This is a genomic window from Ignavibacteria bacterium, assembly GCA_016873845.1.
Classification (GTDB): domain Bacteria; phylum Bacteroidota; class Ignavibacteria; order Ch128b; family Ch128b; genus JAHJVF01.
Map to the genome: position 1 here is coordinate 18,678 of VGVX01000011.1, position 20,336 is coordinate 39,013.

General features: G+C 36.7%; 17 protein-coding genes. 13 read left to right on the top strand and 4 right to left on the bottom strand.

Going from position 1 to position 20,336, the window contains the following annotated elements; translation table 11 throughout:
* The first annotated feature begins 17 nt into the window (after nt 1-17).
* From FJ213_04255 to FJ213_04305, 11 genes are all read left to right on the top strand, one after another.
* Nucleotides 18-1,754: a hypothetical protein gene (locus FJ213_04255; protein MBM4175370.1), complete on the top strand. Its 1,737-nt coding sequence runs from the start codon at nt 18-20 to the stop codon at nt 1,752-1,754.
* Nucleotides 1,744-2,598, top strand: a complete 855-nt coding sequence (locus FJ213_04260) for a hypothetical protein (protein ID MBM4175371.1) — start codon at nt 1,744-1,746, stop codon at nt 2,596-2,598. Before FJ213_04255 ends, FJ213_04260 begins: the two co-directional genes overlap by 11 nt.
* Nucleotides 2,595-3,227, top strand: coding sequence for a ribonuclease HII (locus FJ213_04265; protein ID MBM4175372.1), 633 nt, complete (start codon nt 2,595-2,597; stop codon nt 3,225-3,227). Before FJ213_04260 ends, FJ213_04265 begins: the two co-directional genes overlap by 4 nt.
* Nucleotides 3,190-3,573, top strand: a complete 384-nt coding sequence (locus FJ213_04270) for a YraN family protein (protein MBM4175373.1) — start codon at nt 3,190-3,192, stop codon at nt 3,571-3,573. Before FJ213_04265 ends, FJ213_04270 begins: the two co-directional genes overlap by 38 nt.
* A gap of 18 nt (nt 3,574-3,591) precedes the next feature.
* A complete protein-coding gene (locus FJ213_04275) occupies nt 3,592-5,352 on the top strand; it encodes a carbon starvation protein A (GenBank protein MBM4175374.1) in 1,761 nt (586 codons plus the stop codon).
* Nucleotides 5,353-5,434: 82 nt separating this feature from the next.
* Nucleotides 5,435-5,668 carry a hypothetical protein gene (locus FJ213_04280; protein ID MBM4175375.1) on the top strand — a complete coding sequence of 78 codons (234 nt, stop codon included), beginning with the start codon at nt 5,435-5,437 and terminating at the stop codon, nt 5,666-5,668.
* Between the two features lie 82 nt (nt 5,669-5,750).
* Complete coding sequence (locus FJ213_04285; GenBank protein ID MBM4175376.1) at nt 5,751-6,515, top strand: ABC transporter permease; 765 nt, start codon at nt 5,751-5,753, stop codon at nt 6,513-6,515.
* Nucleotides 6,512-7,270 (top strand): ABC transporter ATP-binding protein, encoded by a 759-nt coding sequence (locus tag FJ213_04290; GenBank protein MBM4175377.1) that lies wholly within the window; start codon nt 6,512-6,514, stop codon nt 7,268-7,270. The genes FJ213_04285 and FJ213_04290 overlap by 4 nt, the downstream gene beginning before the upstream one ends.
* A 3-nt stretch (nt 7,271-7,273) precedes the next feature.
* Nucleotides 7,274-8,314 carry an MCE family protein gene (locus tag FJ213_04295; protein ID MBM4175378.1) on the top strand — a complete coding sequence of 347 codons (1,041 nt, stop codon included), beginning with the start codon at nt 7,274-7,276 and terminating at the stop codon, nt 8,312-8,314.
* 121 nt (nt 8,315-8,435) lie between these two features.
* Nucleotides 8,436-11,204, top strand: coding sequence for an excinuclease ABC subunit UvrA (uvrA, locus tag FJ213_04300; GenBank protein ID MBM4175379.1), 2,769 nt, complete (start codon nt 8,436-8,438; stop codon nt 11,202-11,204).
* A gap of 54 nt (nt 11,205-11,258) precedes the next feature.
* Nucleotides 11,259-13,004: an amidohydrolase gene (locus tag FJ213_04305; protein ID MBM4175380.1), complete on the top strand. Its 1,746-nt coding sequence runs from the start codon at nt 11,259-11,261 to the stop codon at nt 13,002-13,004.
* Between the two features lie 31 nt (nt 13,005-13,035).
* Here the strand turns inward: FJ213_04305 and FJ213_04310 are convergent, their stop codons facing one another.
* From FJ213_04310 to waaF, 4 genes are read right to left on the bottom strand one after another with little or no spacing between them, the layout of a single operon-like run.
* A complete protein-coding gene (locus FJ213_04310; protein ID MBM4175381.1) occupies nt 13,036-14,151 on the bottom strand; it encodes a hypothetical protein in 1,116 nt (371 codons plus the stop codon).
* Between the two features lie 24 nt (nt 14,152-14,175).
* Entirely contained in the window at nt 14,176-14,877 is a 702-nt protein-coding gene (locus FJ213_04315) for a pirin family protein (GenBank protein MBM4175382.1), read from the bottom strand.
* Nucleotides 14,878-14,892: 15 nt separating this feature from the next.
* Complete coding sequence (locus tag FJ213_04320) at nt 14,893-16,170, bottom strand: 3-deoxy-D-manno-octulosonic acid transferase (protein ID MBM4175383.1); 1,278 nt, start codon at nt 16,168-16,170, stop codon at nt 14,893-14,895.
* Entirely contained in the window at nt 16,163-17,176 is a 1,014-nt protein-coding gene (gene waaF, locus FJ213_04325) for a lipopolysaccharide heptosyltransferase II (GenBank protein ID MBM4175384.1), read from the bottom strand. Before waaF ends, FJ213_04320 begins: the two co-directional genes overlap by 8 nt.
* Before the next feature lie 170 nt (nt 17,177-17,346).
* On the opposite strand from waaF, the gene FJ213_04330 reads away from it, so the two are divergent.
* A complete protein-coding gene (locus FJ213_04330; GenBank protein MBM4175385.1) occupies nt 17,347-17,607 on the top strand; it encodes a hypothetical protein in 261 nt (86 codons plus the stop codon).
* A gap of 77 nt (nt 17,608-17,684) precedes the next feature.
* On the top strand, nt 17,685-20,336 hold the full coding sequence (locus tag FJ213_04335) for a carbohydrate binding family 9 domain-containing protein (protein ID MBM4175386.1): 2,652 nt from the start codon (nt 17,685-17,687) through the stop codon (nt 20,334-20,336).

Consider the following 20,336-nt stretch of genomic DNA (forward strand, 5'->3'; position numbering starts at 1 on the left):
GATTTTTTTATTCTATTATGAAAATTAATTTTATTTATTTCATAATATTTATCCTTTTTCTGTGCAGATTTTCTGTGGCGCAAACTTCAAATTATATAATTGAACTTGAGGGATTGGACCAGACTTCACCGCAAGATTATGAGGGGATCACACAATCAAACTTTACGGCTATTGGTGACTCAGCAGTTACAATCATAAAAGAAAAAACCTCTTCAGTTTTAACCTCTTTGGGATTTATTGATCATTCACTTGAAATTACTCTAACCGATACTTCTCAATCGGAAAAGGAGAAAACAATTCGTGTGAAGGTAATCGAGGGTAAAAAATATATTGTTGATGAGATCATCGTCGAAAGCAGCTCTTTAGAGGATGATTCGCATCTAATCAGAGAACTGAACATATTAACAGGAACTCCTCTGAATGACGCTGCTGTAATTGCCGTCAGTGATAAAATATTGGAACACTATTTAAATGAAGGTTTCCTCTTTGCCAGAGTTAAATTAAACGGCTTTGAAAAATTAGAAGAGGACGAAGATGAAGTTCAAGTAAAACTTAATTTTATTATTGTTCCTGAAAGGAAATCTGTAATTGACAAAGTTCTTACAGAAGGAAATGATGCCACAGATGCAGATGTTATTGTACGGGAGATTCGATTAACTGAACGAAGTGTGTTCAATCAATCTCTTTCTGAAAAAATTGTGAGAAGATTGAAACGACTGAACATATTTTCTAGAGTTGGAACTCCAGAATATTTTATCGATCAAAATGATAAAGGGACTCTGAAAATATCTCTTGCAGAAGGGAATACTAATTCTTTTGATGGGATCATCGGATATATCCCCGGAACTAGCGGAAAGGAGAAAGGATATTTCTCGGGTCTGGTTAATATGTCTTTTCGGAATCTGTTTGGAACGATGAGAGCATTTTCGCTTAAATGGCAGCAGGTAAGCCGAAGCTCGCAAGATTTAGAAATTAATTATTTTGAACCGTGGCTGTTTGGTCTGCCGATAAATTTATACCCAAGTTTCTTTCAGCGGAAGCAGGATTCAACATATGTTCAAAGAAATATAGGATTAAAAACCGAGGTGCTCGCATCCGAGTTTCTATCGTTTAGTTTGTCAGTCCATTCGGAAAAAGTTATTCCTTCCGCGGAAAGAACGATTTCCTTGCTTAGCAGAAGTACTTCCCTATCGGTGGGCGGTGGAGTCAAATTTGATACAAGGGATGATGTATTTTTTCCAACTGAAGGATTAGTTTTTCGAACAGACTATTTTTTGATCCGAAAAGAAATTACAAAACAAATAAAATCTTCATCCGCACGAATTGATTTAAGAAAGATCGTGGCGGATTTTGATTATTACCAGCCTACTTTCACTAATCAAATTTTCGCTGTAAGTGTGCATGGAAGAGAATTACGCGGAAATGATTACGACATTAGCGATTTATTTCGGCTCGGTGGAACAAACACACTGCGCGGGTATGAAGAAAATCAGTTCAGCGGTTCGCGGCTGCTTTGGATGAACAATGAATACAGAGTGTTGCTTGCAGAAAAAAATTTTGTTTTTGTTTTTCTTGACGTTGGTTATTATTACAGAAATATCATGAACGATAATCTTTCAAAAGTTAAATTTGGGTATGGACTCGGTGTAGCGGTCGATTCACCTCTTGGGATCTTAAAAGTAAATTATGCTCTCGGCGAGGGAGATTCAATCTCAAAAGGAAAAATTCACTTCGGAATAATTAATGCCTTCTAATTTCATTCTTCGCTTTGCAGTATATCTGAAAATTCTACGTCTGACAAACTTTGTTATTGCATTCGCGAGCATATATTTTGCCGTACTGATTGCGAATGAGGATTTAGCTTTTCAATTAAATACTTTTTTCGCCGCACTTTCTGGTGCAGTCATAGGCGGCGCCGGGATGGTTATTAATGATTACTTCGATTTCGAAATCGATAAATTGAACCGGCCCGAGCGTCCAATTCCTGCTGGATTGATTTCAAAAAATAATGCTCTGAAATATTATATCATCCTTAATGCCATTGCTTTCATAATGCTTTATAAAACCGGCGTGATCGTCTATGTGATTGCATTGTGTTCGATGGTTCTGATTTTTTTCTACAGTTTCAAATTAAAAAGACTTCCGCTTGTTGGAAATTTGTGTGTTGCGTTGATGACTGGGATCGCATTTATTTTTGGCGGTGCTGTTGGAGGAAATATTCAGAACCTGATAATTCCTGCTGTATTTGCTTTCTTAATTAACCTTGCCAGGGAAATTATAAAAGCTACTGAAGACTTAGAGGGGGATAAACAATTTCATTTGCGCACATTTCCAATCGTGTTCGGCGATAAGATCGCGCTGAAACTTGCATTCTCAATTTTAATCCTTTTAATGTTTTTTACTTTGTTACCATATATTTTCAAGATTTATAGCTTAACATACTTTCTTATTATTGTTTTTGGAGTGAATGCAGTTATAATTTATTCAATACTTTCTCTTCAGTCCGATTCTTCAAAAAGCAATTTAAGAAGAATTGGAAATTTGATTAAATACGATATGGCAATTGGTTTGCTAGCGATTTATTTAGGCATTAAATGAGAACCTATCAGCGAATTGAAAAAAAATATTTCAAAGCCGGATACAAATTAATTGCCGGAACCGATGAAGCAGGCAGAGGTCCGCTTGCAGGCCCTGTCGTTGCCGCTGCCGTAGTTTTTCCAAGGAAAGTATGGATCGATGGAATCAACGATTCAAAAAAGCTGAGCTTATCGGAGCGGCTGGATCTTGAATCAAAAATAAAATCAAAAGCATTAGCATACTCTGTTCAGTCAGTTAATCATTCAACTATAAACGAGATAAATATTTTAAACGCTTCTCTATTGGCAATGAAAAAAGCTATCGAGTCTCTTGGTGTTAATCCGGATATAATTTTGGTTGACGGAACAAAACTATTCGATTCGCAAGTAAAGGCCGAAGCAATTATTGATGGAGATAATAAATGCTTTTCAATTGCTGCAGCATCTATTCTCGCCAAAAATCACCGCGATAGATTAATGTTGGAATATGCCGATAAATTTCCAATCTACAATTTTGAAAAGAACAAAGGTTATCCGACAAAGTTTCACATTGAAGCAATTCTGAAATATGGTCCATGCGAAATTCACCGAAAGAAATTTTTAACTAAAATTTATGAACGACGAATCGAACAAGACTCATTCAAATTCTAAATCAGTTGGAAAAACCGGTGAAGATTTAGCAGAGAATATTTTAATTGAAGCTGGTTATAAAATTATTAAAAGAAATTTCAGATTCGGACACGGTGAAATCGATATTGTTGCAATGGACGGGGACTGTTTAGTCTTTGTTGAAGTAAAGTCACGCCGAACACTTGAGTACGGTGAACCTGAATATTCAATCACTCAATCGAAAATTAAACAGCTAAAAAGAATCGCTGAAGCTTATTACTATATAAACAAAATCGAAAGTCAAGAGTGCAGATTCGATGTAATAACAATTCTCGGTGACTTGAAAAACAATCCTAAAATTAATCATATCAAGAACGCTTTTTACTAATTGTAACGGAGAGATCAAATGAACATTGCGATTGTAATGATTGGCTCGTTAATCGTATTGATAGTCGGCTATAGAACTTATGGAAGATTCGTTGCGAAAAAAATCGGTGTTGATCCGGACGTCCCCACACCCGCCGTCACAAAAAATGATGGAATCGACTATGTACCAACAAAACCGCTAATACTATTCGGCCATCATTTTGCTGCGATTGCCGCAGCCGGTCCAATTGTCGGTCCGACTCTCGCAATTCTTTTCGGTTATCTTCCGGCTTGGTTGTGGATAATTGTCGGTGTAATTTTTATCGGTGCTGTTCATGATTTCACTTCTTTGTTTGTAGCGATGCGCGAAGGGGGAAAATCCATTGCGGAAGTTGCGAAGCGAACACTTGGCAAACAAGGATTTCTATTTTATGTTTCTTTTGCAATCATACTTTGTCTTTTGGTGATTGCTGCATTTCTACAGCTTACTGCAGTCGCTCTTACTTCAAGTCTTCCTCCCGATGATGTGAATTTAACTGCTGGTGAATCTGTACTGCATACAATTGAAATTAGTGGAATTTTAAATATTCAGATTGGCGGCGTTGCGTCTGCATCTGTAATTATTATGACAGTTGTTGCTCCATTAATCGGATGGATGATTTACAAAAAACAAATCAATGTAGTAATTGTCAGCATCATTGCATTCACGGTTGCTTTCGCATCTGTAGTAATTGGATTTTATTATCCGGTGACTCTCGATCCAAAAGTTTGGATGATCATTATTTCCGTTTATGTATTTTTTGCATCGTGGATTCCGGTTTGGCTCATTCTTCAGCCGAGAGATTTTGTGAACGCACAAATCTTATATCTCGGTTTGGCATCGATGGTGATTGGAATAATTGCTGCAGGATTTAACGGTGCAGTAATAAACGTTCCGGTATCAAATATTTCCGGCGCAATGGAGATGCCGAATCTTGGATTGATATGGCCATTCCTTTTTGTTACGATTGCGTGCGGTGCAGCTTCGGGTGCGCATGGTTTGATCTGCGGAGGAACTTCATGCAAGCAAATCTCAAGCGAGAAGCATGCAAAAATGATCGGCTACGGCGGAATGCTGCTCGAAGGATTACTCGCTGTTTGTGTAACACTTATTATCGCCGGCGGATTAGATTTTGAAAAATATAAATCGCTTGTTTACCCGGCTGAAAATCCTTTAAGAGGAAATCCACCGCTCGCTTTTGCACTTGGACTTGGGAATATTTTGAACTATGGAATCGGGCTTCCAACTGTCTATGGAACAATTTGGGGAATACTTTTACTCGAAGGATTTCTAATCACAACAATTGATGCACTAGTTCGGCTCACTCGCTATTTGTTTGAAGAATTGTGGAGTACGTTTTTTACAAATCCTCCAAAAATATTAATGAGCAAAGCTTTTAATAGTCTGATCGTAGTCTCTTTCATGGTGCTTTTGGCTTTCACAAATGCATATGCATCAATCTGGCCGGTTTTTGGTTCGGCCAATCAATTACTCGCTGCGTTGACTCTTATAGCTGTAACTGCCTGGCTTGTGCAGAAAGCGAAAAATTATTGGTTCACTGCCATTCCTGCTGGATTCATGGTGATAACAACTTTGTTTTCTCTCGTTATCTTGTTAGAGAGATATATCTCCGCTTCAAATTGGACGTTGACTATCGCTGATACTTTGCTTTTGATACTCGCAATTGGTGTAGTCATTCTTTCATTCAAGTATTTTTATAATATGCGTGTGAAGCTGAGCACCGAAGCAAATAAAAATTAGTTCTTTCTATATTGATTGAAACAAATTGCTTTTTTAACGTAACTTGTAATTGAAGATTTCGTTTTTAATTGAAACTTAGTACATGGACTTTATAGAACTTCAAGTTGCCGACGAGCTTCATAAGCTGGATGATCTCGTTAAGCAGGATGCATATAATGTTAAAACAGTTAAGATTGTCTATAACCCTTTAAAGTACACTCTTCGAGAGCTTAAAGAAGTTCAGCATTTTATTGAAAGGCATTTTAGAGACGTTCCGATAACTTTTGAAGAATCGGAGGAAAACAAAAACATCTCGTTCATTCTTGGGATTGAATGATTTTGAATTTCAATAAAGACAAAATTTTTATAATTTATAAAGCAAATTGAAACAGAACTTTTTGGATAAAATAATAAACAAGCTGACCTCTCAAGTCTTTGAGTTTTTTGAGATCATTGGCGGAGTAACTACTTTTTCAGTCAAGTTTTTTGCAAGCGTCTTCCGTCCTCCGTATGAAATTACTGAAGTTCGTAAACACATGGATGAGCTCGGAGTGAAAACCCTTGCATTAGTCAGCGTCACTGGATTGATCATTGGATTAGTTTTAGGTATGCAGTCACAGCCGGTTATGGCAAGATTTGGTGCGGAGATGTTCCTTCCAGGAATGATTGCTCTTTCAGTTGTTCGCGAATTAGGTCCAGTGATCACAGCACTAATTTTTGCTGGAAGAGTTGGCTCCGGAATAGGTGCTGAGCTTGGCTCAATGCGTGTTACAGAACAAATCGATGCAATGGAAGTTTCTGCAATCGATCCATTTAAGTATTTAGTTGTAACTCGTGTTCTTGCCTGCACTTTGATGCTTCCGCTTCTGACTGTGTATGTAGATTTTATTGCAATACTTGGCGGATACATTTCAGTGATCATCACACAGAATTTAACATTTGCACTCTATGCTGATCTCGTGATTCGAACATTAAAATTCTCAGATATACTCCCGGGAATAACGAAAACTTTCGCTTTCGGATTTATAGTTGGGATTGTTGGATCATATCTCGGTTATTATGCAAAAAAGGGGACTGAAGGAGTCGGTAAAGCAAGTACAACCGCTGTGGTTATTTCTTCACTACTGATACTTTTGGTTGATGTAATTATGGTACGAATCACATTATTTCTTTTTCCGGAATGATAAAAGTTTCAAAACTAAATATCAGCTTTGGTGATAATATTATTCTTGATGATATTGACTTCGAGGTTCCGAATGGTTCAACAGTTGTTGTACTTGGAAGAAGCGGGATTGGGAAAAGCGTTTTACTGAAGTGTCTCGTGAAATTAATTCAACCCGATTCCGGATTTATTGAGATTGACGGTAAGGCAGTTTTGAATTTGAAAACAAGAGAGCTGAACGAACTCAGAAAAGAAATCGGATTTCTATTTCAGAGCGCTGCACTTTATGATTCGATGAGTGTAGAAGAGAATCTCGCTTTCCCATTAAAAAAACATACGGAGTTGAGCGAAAGTGAAATGCGGGAAAGAATCATAGAAATGCTCGATATGGTTGGCCTGAAAGAAGCATTGAAAAAAATGCCATCTGAATTATCAGGTGGAATGAAAAAAAGAATTGGGCTCGCAAGATCGCTAATTCTTTTTCCAAAGATTATGCTGTATGACGAACCGACTACTGGATTAGATCCCGTTACTTCAAAAGAAATTACTCGTTTAATTCTTGAAATGCAGGACAGATTTAAGATGACAAGCATTGTTGTTACGCATGACATGATTTGTGCTATGAGCGTTGCCGATCAAATTCTAGTGCTCGAAAGTGGAAAGTTTATATTTAATGGCTCGACCGACGATTTGGTGAAATCAAAAAATATGTTTCTGCAAAACTTTTTATCCACGAAATTAGAAGATAATCCGAAGGATGCTTCGGAAAGGAGATGAGAAATGTTAAGATCATTTAAAGGTGCACGACTTGGAATTTTTACTTTTTTAGGAACAATTTTATTAATTATTGGAATTTTTGTAATTGGTAATAAGAATCTTCTTTTTAGAGAAGCCTTCGATCTTAAAGCGTACTTTCCAACAGTCGAGGGTTTACGAATTGGCGCTCCTGTGCGATTGACTGGAATTGATGTGGGTGCTGTGAAGTCGATTGAATTCATTGCAGATACTGTAAATAAAATTTTAGTTACGATGAGAATCAATTCAGATGTACAGCAATTTATTAAGAAAGATTCAAAGGCAAGCATTGAAACCGAAGGATTAGTTGGAAATAAAGTTCTTATAATCAGCGGAGGTTCTGCTGAAGTTCCGAATGTAGAGAATGGAGATTTCCTTTCAGTTAAGATGCCGCTCAGTTACGCTGAAATAATTGAAGAAACGCAAGGAATATTAAGTTATATAAAAGATATTACTCGTGAGTTCGCAACGATTTTGAAAAAAGTAAATGAAGGTGAGGGGACTGTAGGTCAGCTTATTAATGATAAAAAACTTTATCGGAGTATAGACCAAGCTACGCAAACTGCTAATAACACAATGCTCGGATTAACCGGCAGTCTTGAGGATGTGACTGGTGTTGTTACCGAGCTCGGAAAATCTGTTGTGGTTGTAATGTCGGGAGTTGATTCAGTCGTAAAAAAAATTGATAACTTAGTCATTAGAGTTGATAAAGGTGAAGGTGTGCTTGGTGCATTGATTAGCGATAAAAGCGGATATGACTCAGTCAAAGCAATCATTAATAATTTGATTACCACATCCAACGAAGCAAGACTTGGTGCAGAACGTTTCGCTGAAAACATGGAGGCGTTAAAGCACAATTGGTTGTTCAAGGGATATTTTGAAAAACGCGGTTATTGGGAACGTGCTGAGTATGAACGAGAGCTCGGTCAAAAACTTGAAGAAATCAAAACACAACAAAAAGAACTTGAGAAACGAATTAACGAATTGAGAGAGTTAGAGAAAAGAGTTGATGAGGTGAAGAAGTAATGAGTGCTAAGTCGCTCAAAGTTACTTTTTGAAAGAATAGTTGGAAAATCTTGTTCTTACATAACCTATCAATAATTTATCATAAAAATCAGTAACTTTATTATTAATTCACACTCGCAATATGACAAATAATCTCGAAAAAAAATTAATAGTTCGGGGTGCTCGCCAGCACAATCTTAAGAATGTCAATCTTGAAATTCCGAGAAACAAGCTGGTTGTGTTTACTGGGGTAAGCGGTTCGGGCAAATCGAGTCTTGTCTTTGATACGATTTATGCAGAAGGGCAGAGACGATATGTTGAAAGCTTGTCCGCATATGCACGTCAGTTCTTAGAGCGAATGAATCGACCAGATGTTGATTTCATTCAAGGTATATCCCCTGCAGTCGCCATTGAACAAAGACCGCCGGCAAAAAATCCACGCTCAACAGTGGGAACAAATACCGAAATCTACGACTATCTAAGATTGCTATTTGCGCGAGTGGGGAAAACATACTGTACAGTTTGCAGCAATATTGTAAAAAAAGATTCAACTAATTCAGTCATTGATAAACTTAAAGTGTTTCCCAATGAGCACAAACTATTAATTGCCTTTCCGCTTCATGTTCATGGAAAAAAATCTTTGAAAGATGAATTTAAAAATCTGCTCAGTAAGGGCTTTTTCAGGATCTATTCTAAAGGAAAAATTCACGATATCAATGAATGGAAAAATCCCAGATTAAAGAAAGAAGAAATTAAAGTCATCGTAGAACGTATTTCGCTGGATAAAGCTAATGTGGACTCCCTTTATTCAGATTCGATAGAAACAGCTTTTCTAGAAGGAGATGGACGTCTTGTGTTGATTGATTTTGAATCGAAGGAAGAGTTTCAATTTTCAAAATTCTTCGAGTGTCATGAAATTATCTACCAAGAACCAGAGCCAAGATTATTTTCATTTAATAATCCATTTGGAGCTTGTCCAACGTGTCAAGGATTTGGGCGAACAGTTGGAATTGATTATGACTTAGTCATACCCGATAGGAAGAAAACAATTCGTGATGGAGCAATAGTCCCATTCACTACAAAAAAATTCAGCAAATATTGGCGAGATCTTATCCGCATTTCAGCCAGTTCCGGATTGAGAATAAATGTCTCTTTTGACGCCTTAACTTCTGCAGAAGAAAAAATTGTTTTTGATGGAACTCGCGGATTTATTGGGATAAATGGATTTTTCAAAATGCTCGAGAGTAAAACTTATAAGTTACATTATAGAGTTCTACTCAGCAGATATCGCGGCTATACTTCATGCTATGACTGCGGCGGCTCACGGGTGAGGAAAGAAGCCCTCAACATCCGAATCAGTGAGAAAAGAATTGCAGACTTGATTCAAATGCCGCTGGCAACACTTCACGAATGGTTTGAACGATTAGATCTTTCACAACATGATTTAGAAATCGGAGGGAGAATTCTTAACGAGATCCGAAAGAGATTAAAATTTTTAGTCGATGTTGGAATTGGTTATCTTACTCTCGATCGACTTTCGAGTACGCTTTCAGGTGGGGAAACTCAAAGAATAAATCTTGCATCTATACTCGGCTCTTCGCTCGTTGGGTCGTTATACGTTTTGGATGAACCATCAATCGGACTGCATCCACGAGATAATTATAGATTAATTCAGGTCTTGCACGAATTGAAAAATCTTGGTAACACAGTTCTCGTTGTCGAGCACGATCCCGAAATGATGAAGGAAGCGGATTACATTGTCGATATGGGACCGGCAGCGGGAGTGCAGGGCGGCGAGATTGTTTATTTCGGGGATTATGATAATTTGCTAAAAGATAAAAATACACTCACGGGAAAATATTTGAACGGAGAGAAAAAAATCAACATTCCTAAAATCCGAAGAATGAAGGGGAAGCGTTCTATAAAAATTCTTGGAGCTAGAGAAAACAATTTGAAAAATATCGATATAGAAATTCCGCTTGGCATATTTGTCTGTATTACTGGAGTGAGCGGCTCCGGTAAAAGCACTCTTGTAAATGATATTTTGTATCCAGCAATTCAAAAAATTAAATCGGCGGAAAATTTGGATGTCGGAAAATTCAAATCAATAGAGGGAGCTGGATACGTCTCCGGTGTTGAAATTGTGGATCAGTCTCCTATTGGTAAAAGCTCAAGATCAAATCCTGCAACATATGTTAAAGCATTTGATTTGATCCGCGAATTTTATTCACAAAGACCTCAATCAAAAACGCGCGGGTATAAACCGGGATATTTTTCGTTTAATGTTCCCGGCGGAAGATGCGAAACCTGTCAGGGTGAAGGGTATGTTAAGATTGAAATGCAGTTTTTAGCAGATCTCTACTTACTTTGTGAAGATTGTAAAGGAAGCCGATACAAAAAAGAAGTCCACGAAGTCAAGTATCAAAATAAAAGCATTGTAGATGTACTTGACATGACTACTATGGAAGCAATCGATTTTTTTAAGGGTCAGAAAAAAATTATAAATCGTTTGCAGCCCCTAGTTGATGTTGGATTGGGTTATTTGAAGCTTGGGCAGCCCTCGACTACATTGTCGGGTGGAGAAGCACAGAGGGTAAAGCTTGCCGAGAAGCTCATACCAAAAGAAGAAAATAAAAATATACTTTACATTTTCGATGAACCGACAACAGGTCTTCACTTTGATGATATTGACAAACTGCTTAATTGTTTTGATGCTTTGATCGAGAAAGGGAATTCAATTATTATTATCGAACACAACATGGACGTCGTCAAATGTGCAGATTATATAATTGATCTCGGTCCCGAAGCTGGGGAGTACGGGGGTGAGATCGTAGTAGAAGGTACCCCTGAGGAAATCGCAAAGTCGAAAGCATCTTATACGGGCGAATTTTTGAAAAAGTATCTGAAATAAATTTAATTTATATTTAATTGAAGTTGATTTAATTTAAAACTTGGAAAAAGTAACATGAAAACACTACTAATTATTATTTTGGTCATCGGTTTTACCCTTCTTACTTCTTGCAGCAAAGAAATGCCAGATAAAGTTTTCATCAATTGTAAAGTTTACACAATGGATGAGGATAATTCAATTTATGAAGCTGTAGCAGTTAAAGATGGGCTAATCTTCGATCTCGGAACTTCAGATGAGTTAAAACAAAAATACACTGAAGCTGAACGCATAGATCTTGGAGGTAAATTTTTGTTCCCGGGATTTATAGATGCTCATGGCCATATAAGTGGTTATGGTGATAATCTGCTTGAGATAAATTTAGTCGGTACTGATTCTCAAGAAGAAATTGCAAAGCTTGTTAAGGAAAAGTCAGCCCAACTAATTCCTGATGAATGGATTGCTGGGCATGGTTGGGATCAAAACGATTGGAAAGACAAGAGCTGGCCTAATCATAAAATTTTGGATCAAGCAGCTCCTAATCATCCCGTTTATCTTACGAGGATTGACGGACACGCTTTATGGGTAAACAAAAAAGCACTTGAACTTGCGGGCATCACCAAAGAAACAAAAGATTCTGATGGAGGCGATATAAAGCGTGATGCAAATGGAAATCCGACTGGAGTGTTGATCGATAATGCAATGAATTTAATCTATAAAGTTCTGCCTGCCGTTACAGAAGAGATGATACAAAAAACAATCCTGGCTTCGGTTCAAGATCTTGTAACTCACGGAATAACTTCAGCGCACGATATGGGTGCTAGTTCACGCACGATAAATGTTATGAAATTACTTGCTGATGAAGGCAAATTACCCATTCGCATACATGCGTACATCGATGGTCCTGGAAAAACTTGGAATGAATATCTTGAAAAAGGGCCAATGATCGGCTATGGAAATAATTTTGTAACAGTCAGAGGAATTAAATTATTTGTCGATGGTGCAATGGGCTCTCGCGGTGCACTAATGTCTGAGCCATATAATGATGACGCGAAAAATTTCGGTCTCATGTTAATGAGTGAAGACGAAATTTATAAAGTTACAAGTAATGCACTCAAAAAAGGATTTCAAGTTGCAACTCATGGAATTGGCGATGAAGGTATTAAGTTGATTTTTAATGCATATGAAAAAGCATTAAATGAAAATTCTAATAAAGATTATCGCTTGCGAATTGAACATGTGCAAGTTATTGATCCAGTTGACGTTGAACGATTTTCAAAAAATGGAATCATCCCAAGTATGCAGCCCGTCCATGCAACATCGGATATGCCCTGGGCAGAAGCACGGCTCGGAACTGAACGAGTGAAATGGTCTTACGCTCCTAAACTCGTATTAAAAGGGAGTCCGATTATTGCAGGCGGTTCAGATTTTCCGGTGGAGAATCCGAGTGTTCTTGAAGGAATCTACGCAGGTATTACACGACAGGATAAAAATGGTTATCCGCGTAATTGGATGGACGTTATGTGGCTTGTTGATAACAAGATGTGGATCATCTCGGAGGAAGGAATCCCAGACACAACCGTATTTGATGGAGGTTGGTATCCTGAAGAGAAATTGACAATTCAAGAAGTGCTGAATGAATTTACTAAATGGGCAGCTTATGCCGGTTTTGAAGAGAAGAAAAAAGGAACAATTGAAATTGGTAAGTGGGCAGACTTTACTATTCTCGATCAAGATATCACATCAATAGAGCCGAAGGAGATTCTTAAGACAAGTGTTGTCATGACTGTAGTTGATGGCAAGATAGTTTATGAGAAGAAATGAGGATAGAGATTAATTTCTTCTTAAGTGGTAATTAATTTTTTGTGATAGAATTATCGATTTGCATTAAGATAAATACCAGCGGAAAAATAAAGTAGGCGACATCAAATCTATCTTTGTAAATCAACTCAAAGAGAGTATGCTCTTGAAGATGAAATAAGAAGGAAGCTGCAACAAATAAAAATAAAATAATTGCAGTGGAAAAGTATAAACTTTTTTCATCTTTAATTTTGAATCCGAGGTAAACCGCCCCAGCGAGGAAAATTGCAACTACTTCTATTGGCAGATAGAGCGATTGAACTGCAAACGGTCCTTTCTCGATAAAACTTGAAGGATTCCAGAAAAAAAAGGGTACAAGGGTTAATAAGAAAATAAATCCAATTCCTAAAAATAAAATAAATAGTCTTTTTAAGTCTTGTCGAAAATAATAGATCAATAAAATAAAATATATTGGTAACAGTATCATTCTCGTGGAAAGAAGCAATCCGCCAAGAATTGAGATGAATAACAATTTATTAAAATTAATTCTCTTAACATTTTGCTTCGAAACAAAATCAACAAAGAGAAGAACAAATACCATATTTGAAAACAATTCACTTCTTGTGATTATTTCATAATGATAAATCGGTGAAATTAACAACAGAATCTGAACTGACCACTTAACCTCCTGGCGATTCTTAAATTTCTTGAACAGATATAAAGAAATTAAAATGTATGTTAAGACTTGCATTAAACCTAACTCGCCGACTAATGCGAATGGGGTAAAAGCAAGAAACAATATTGGGAATCCTGATGGATTTGTTGGACTTCCATAAGGAAATATTCCATTCAAAAAGTTAAAGAGCCATTCTTGTATTGCAGCATATCTACTGACCCTGATATCTGAGATGTCAAACTGAGTTAATGAAATAAAAAATAACATTGCCACTAACAAACAAAACCATAAATAAATAGTTATGCTAAATTTTAATATTAAATCTCTTTTAAAAACCAGAGTAGAAATAATTGCAATTACAACTACTACGTATCCGATTATCAAAGGAACTGGTGGAAGAGAATATCTGACCGAATATTTTAGAATGAAGATCGAATTGATTAATAAATAAACAAAAATTATTGAGTGCTGTTGAAGTTTGGAAATGTTCTTCATGCGGATTTTAGTTCAGGTATTTACTTATCCATTACAGTCTATTAAGAGAAAGTCAGCTTTAGACTTTGTTTTAAAATTAATAATTTCCTCTCCGTGAATTTTGAGTGAGTCAGCTTTTGATAACTCAACATCGTTGACTTGCAATTCGCCATCAATTGTATACAAATAAAGATACCTTTCTTTGTCGGTAAGATGAGCTATCTCAATTGATTCTTCCAATTTCGAAACATAAAATGTTACATCTTGGTTTATGTGGAGCGAGTATGGGTGTTTACTGTTACTCACAACCGTAAGAAGTTTGTTCAGTCTTTCAGTGATATCAAAATGTTTTTCATCATATGAAGGATCGAGTCCAGATTGATCAGGAAGCACCCACATTTGCAATAAGTGAACAGGCTCATCGGAGTGTTCATTTCTTTCAGAATGAATTATTCCTCTGCCGGCTGTCATTCTCTGAATATCTCCGGATTTGATTACGCCTTCATTTCCTAAATTATCACGGTGGGTTAATTCTCCGCTGATGATAAAAGTTATAATCTCCATATCACGATGAGGATGAAAATCGAAGCCAGATTTTGGTTTAATTATATCGTCATTAAAAACTCTAATGTTTCCCCAATTCATATTATTTGGATCATAATAGTGGTCGAAAGAAAAATGCCAATAGGTTTGAAGCCAATCGGTCTTGAAGAAATGTCGTTCATTTGCCTTGATCAGTTTAATCATATTGTACCTAGCAATTTATATATAGCTTCTTAGAGCGTCTAAGATTTTTTCAGTAGCACCGAGATTAGTCTCGACGAATTTCTTTGCTGCAAAGCCCGATTCTTTTCGGAAGGAATCGTCAAGTGTGATTCTCCGCATAATTTTATACAGCTGTTTTTTATTTTGAACTTCAAATCCGCCACCGATTTGGATAAGACTCTCTGCTTCTTGACTATTTGAGTGCTTCGGTCCAAACATCACCGGTATCCCGTAAACAGCGGGTTCAAGCACATTGTGAATATTCGATTTGAAACCACCGCCAACAAAAGCAAAGTCGGCATTCGCATAGAGAGTTAAAAGAATTCCAATTGAATCAATGATGATTACCTTTTCGTCTTTGTATTGATTTAATAGTGAAAAGCGAATTACTGCAACTTTTCCTTTCAAGTCATACTCTATTTGCTCAATCGTTTGAACTGTCGGTTCATGAGGAACAATAATGGTAAGTAAATTATCGATGTGTTGATTGAGTTTCAGAACTGCCGGTAAAAATTCCTCTTCATCTTCACGCCAAGTGCTTCCGGCAACTAAAACTTTTTTCCCCTTTATGATTTTCTCGTCTAGGATTTTTTTTGTTAAAGCATTTTGACTCTTTGAGAAGACTCTGTCATAGCGGGTATCACCTACAGTTGATACCTTATCATTCTCTAACTTGAATTTCAGAAACCTATCTCGATCAATGTCGGAAATTGTTAAAATTTTTGTGAAGCAGCTGAATAATTGTACATGGAAATTTTTCACCAAGGGAAGTATTCTTTTCGAATTGCCCTTCATTGTAGCATCGACTAAAAATATTGGGATGTTCCTTTTGTAGGATTGCCAAATTGTATTCGGCCAAAAATCATATCGCATAATAATGAAGGCGATCGGATTCACGAGTTCAAGAAATCGATTTACATTCCGTTTTGAATCAAATGGTAAGTATGTAATTGCGTCTGCCGATTCATATCTTTTTGCGCTGTGCAATCCCGATGGTGATAAAAAAGAGACAACTATGTTGTATTTATCTGTTCCCTTTAATTTTTCAATTATTGGTTTTGCCTGCTCAAATTCACCAACGGAAGATGAGTGAAGCCAAATATTTTTTTTGGTTATATCCAATTGCGAGATTATATCTGATAAGTTCTTGAATAAATCCTTCCTCTCCTTTAATGCAGTTCTAATTTTTAGATTAAATAAAGAGAGCAATCCAAGTGCGAAGCGAAATTTGTGAATGAGAAAATAATTATAAAAAATATACCAGAACTTATTCATTTTTTAAAAGACTCTGAAGCTTTGAGATGATCATTTGCGGTGAAATATCTTTCATACATTTGAAATGTCCCTTCGGGCACTCGTTTCTTCCAATGTGGGTACATGGCCTGCAATTTAAATTAATGTTTTCAATTAATACACTCTTATTGCCGAGCGGAAAAAATCCAAACTCAGCCACAGTTGAACCAAATATCGCAAGAGTTGGGATGTCCAATGAACAGGCAAGATGCATCAAGGCGGAATCATTCGAAATTACAGCTGAACATTTCTTCATCAAGGCTGCAGTAAGGTACAAATCGTTTTCATTTTGAAAATTATTAACTCTTGGATTTTGACCCGCGAGTTTAGAACAAACCTTGCTGTCCTCTTTTCCACCGAAGAGAAAAATAGAATAACTCAATTGAGAAAGCTCGTTGATCAATTTTGAAAAGTATTCTGCCGGATACCTTTTTGTAAAATGTTTTGAGCCAGGGCAAATTCCGATAATTAATCTGTCAACAAATATTCCGGTTGACAATAAGTTAGCTTCTTCATCTTTGCCTTCGGGATAATGAAACTCTAGTTCTAATTTTTCTCCTTTCACGAGTGGGAATGAGTCAATATATCGTTGAGCAATTGAAGTTTTGTCTTTTAGTAAGTTAACCTTTAAGTTTACTAATAAAAATTTTTTAACAGTTGGCTTTTGAAATCTAAAAACTTTTATGCTCGACCTTCTTAATAACCGTCGAGTACGGAAATTATTTTGGAGGTCAATTACATAATCATAAGATGAATTTTCAATCTTCTTTCGAATAGTACGAAGTTCATTTTTTTGATAATATATAACTTCATTTATATGGGGGCTGCTTTCAACCGCTTGGGCAAACTGGGGCTTAAGAAGAAAATCGATTAGACAATTTTCATAAGCTGCACTTAAAGATTTCAAGAGCGGAGATGTCAGTAAAATATCACCGAGGGAGCTTAAACGAATGACCAATATTTTTTTGTATGAACTCAATTTATACAATCAGCTTTGTGATTAAAATTAATCCATTTTTATTAAGCATACAAATTCTTTTCATGTTGCGGCTCATGGCAAAAAACCATGCACGAAAGGTTTTTCTTTGATTCGATTTTGCTCAATTAACACTACTTAACTATATTTGAATCAAAAGTTAGAAAAATTAGGAATCTGAAATGTCAACTTTACCTCCTGCACATATACAAAAATTTGGTATTGATACGCTTGAAAAAAAAGTTTATACGATTGCTGAAGAATTGAAAGAATACATGCCGCTAGAAAGTGATCGCAACCGCCTTGGATTTAACTTATTTAAAAAATTTAAGGGCGAGGGAGACGATGTAACCACAATATTTCGCACAAATAAATTCCAAATTCAGAGCATCAGTAGAAAAGATTTGATCAAACTTATCGAGGAAAAACTCTCTAATATTTAAGCTCGTGCTATAAAAAAATTATCTCTTTGTGAAACCTTATCCCGAGAAATTCCGTCTAAAGCGGTAAAATAATTCGGATGAGACGATATTTATTTACACTATTATTATTCCTTTCTCAATTTTCCCTATTGCTTTCCATTGACCGCCCTGGTAACTCAAAAACTGTCACCGCCCATAGATTAAATGAAAAAATATTGCTGGATGGTCTCTTATCAGAAACTGTTTGGACAAATAAACCAATAAGCGAATTTACACAAAGTGATCCCAAAGAAGGAGAAAAAGCAACTGAGCTGACAGAAGTTTGGGTGGCGTATGATGATGATGCACTTTATGTTGCAGCAAAGCTTTACGATTCTCAACCGGATTCGATCGTAGGTTTATATGCAAGACGGGATGATATGCCCGAATCTGATATATTCGCTTTTGCAGTTGATTCATATTTCGATAGAAGAACAGCATTCGTTTTTGCATTGAATCCTGCAGGCTCAATGCTCGATGGTACATTTTATAACGATAGCTGGAACGAATGGTCTTGGGATGGAATATGGGATTATGGAATTCATAAAAATAGTAAGGGCTGGTATGTCGAAATGCGCATACCATTTACACAGCTTAGATTCAAAGATGAAGATGAAATGAAGTGGGGAATAAATTTTTACAGACGGATCCATAGAAAAAATGAAGAAGCTCATTTCGTTCAAGTTCCAAAAAAAGAAAGCGGTTACGTATCGCACTTTGCTACTTTAATTGGACTTCGCGGGATCAAATCCAAGCAAAGACTTGAATTGCTTCCTTACTTTGTTTCGAAAGCACAGTATTTAATTCATGATGCTAATGATCCATTCTACAAAGGAAAACAATATCGGTTGAATGCTGGTGCAGATTTGAAACTTGGTCTTGGCAGCAATCTTACTTTGGATGCAACATTTAATCCCGATTTCGGGCAAGTTGAAGTCGATCCAGCAGTTGTTAATCTTTCTGCATTTGAAACTTTTTATCAGGAAAAAAGACCTTTCTTTATAGAAGGAGGAAACATATTCAGATTTGGTTCTGGGGGAGCGAACAGTAATTGGGGAATGAATTGGGGGGACCCAAGATTATTTTATTCCCGAAGAATCGGCAGGGCTCCACAAGGTTCAGTCGAACGTGATGGATTCGTGGATTATCCAACTGAAACTAGAATTCTCGGTGCAGCAAAACTTTCCGGCAAAATTGGAGATAACTTGTCACTCGGAATTATCAATGCTGTAACTGAACGAACATTTGCTACAATTGATTCATCGAACTTCAAATCTGAAGAAGAGGTCGAACCATTAACTTACTACGGAGTATTCAGGGCTCAAAAAGAGTTTAACTCTGGAAGTCAATCTATCGGTATGATTGGCACCGCAGTGATTCGAGATTTAGAGTATCTACCGCTCAAAGATAGATTAAGTGATAAAGCATTTACTCTTGGAATTGATGGATGGACTTCACTCGATTCAAGTCAAACTTATGTGGTAACAAGTTATTTAGCTGGATCGTATTCACACGGCTCAGAAAATTATCTTGTCAGATTACAACGATCTTCAAGGAGATATTTACAAAGGCCGGATGCAGCATTTTTAAAAATAGATAGCAATTTGACTTCATTATCCGGATATGTCGGTAGAGTTGCAGTGAATAAACAGAAAGGAAATATAATTTTTAACTCAGCTGTTGGAATTCTCTCACCAGGATTTGAATCGAACGATCTCGGCTTTCAATCACGAGCGGATGTAATAAATGCTCATGTCGTAGGTGGATATCGTTGGTATGAGCCAGACGATTTTTCAAGAAGTAAGTCAGCTGTCCTTGCTTACTTTAGAAATTATAATTTTGATGGTGATGTAATTGGACAGGGAATATTCAATTTTGGAAATATTCAATTTCTGAATTATTGGGGATTAGGATACAATGTTGGATATAATTTTTCGGCATATTCAACCGATTTGACAAGAGGCGGTCCGATTACAAAACGACCGAATTCACTCTTCCTCAATCTTCATGGATATACTGACGGACGGAAAAAATTAACTGCTTTCTTCGGTGGTGAGTATTTTGAAAATAATGCAGGCGATAATGGATTCGGAATTAATCTTGATTTTAATTGGAAACCGTCATCAAAATTAATTATTTCATTTGGGCCATCGCTAAATAAGAATTTTGAAACTGCTCAATGGGCCGGAAGATTCGAGGACAAATATGCTGACGAGACTTATGGTAATCGTTATGTTTTCGGTGAGATGAAACAAACAACAATTTCATCAAATATCAGATTGAATTGGACGTTTACACCAAAGCTTAGTCTTCAATTATATTTGCAGCCCCTTATTTCCGTCGGTAATTATGAAAACTTTAAGGAGCTCGCAAAACCGCGCACATATGATTTTAATTACTTCGGAGAAAACGGCTCAACCATTAAATACGATTCCAATTCAGAAGAATATACTGTCGATCCGGATGGCATTGGGCCGGCTGTGAGTTTTAGTTTTCAGAATCCAGATTTTAATTACAAATCCCTCCGAGCAAATTTAGTTTTGAGATGGGAATTCTCGCCGGGTTCTGCATTTTATTTTGTATGGACTCATGATAAAACCAACTTCGATGATCCGGGACGCTTTTCAGCCGGAAGAGATTTTAAGAATCTTTGGAATGCGGAAGCAAACAATATTCTAATGATAAAATTTACTTATTGGCTGGATGTCTAA